The sequence below is a fragment of the Bacillus sp. IS1 genome (assembly GCF_032461585.1).
In the GTDB taxonomy this organism is placed as follows: Bacteria; Bacillota; Bacilli; order Bacillales; family Bacillaceae; genus Bacillus; species Bacillus velezensis.
Genome location: NZ_JAWCWR010000023.1, coordinates 1 through 573 on the forward strand (window position 1 = coordinate 1; position 573 = coordinate 573).

Sequence of the window (573 nt, forward strand, 5' to 3'; positions counted from 1 at the left end):
CCCATACATCGCGCGCGATGGCACCGTGCCGGTCATGCGCCGGGGCGATGGGCCCGCGATGCTGCGATGGACATGGGGGGAAGGCACCAGGCCGCCGGGCGCATCCATCAGCGTGACCACCCCGGGCAGAAGATGGCAGGCGACCACCCTGAAAGCACCGGGTGACATGCCACAACGGTGCGCGATCATGGCCAGCGTATGTGCCCCCAATGCGCGTTCGAGCTCACTGGCGACGATGGGCAGCCGCAACGCTGCCGGTTGCCGCCAGGAATGAAAACGGGAGGCCAGGCCTGCCTGTTCAAACCGCTGCTGCAGACCGTCCAGGCCCCGGTGATGGGACGTTATCCAGACGCTGATGACCTCCACCACCCAGCGGGTGCGATGGCCCAGCTCCAGGCGTGTTGCGGCATCTTCGATGAAACGGTCGTACGCAGACATGCAGTGACTCCCCGGAATGTGATGTGCATCGCGCCGCGCAGCAGGCGCGACGGATTGCGATGGCTCCGGGGGCGCCACTCTGGGGAGCGCGCGTCAATGCATGGTGAAATGCTGGGGGTGATGCCTCTTTCGTTT

At 65.8% G+C, this 573-nt stretch carries 1 protein-coding gene; it reads right to left on the minus strand.

All coding sequences use genetic code 11. The features are described from left to right. Positions 1 to 438 (minus strand): YidB family protein (locus tag RUW00_RS22785; RefSeq protein ID WP_315956825.1); only part of this gene is annotated, 438 nt, incomplete at its 3' end. Positions 439 to 573 lie beyond the last annotated feature (135 nt).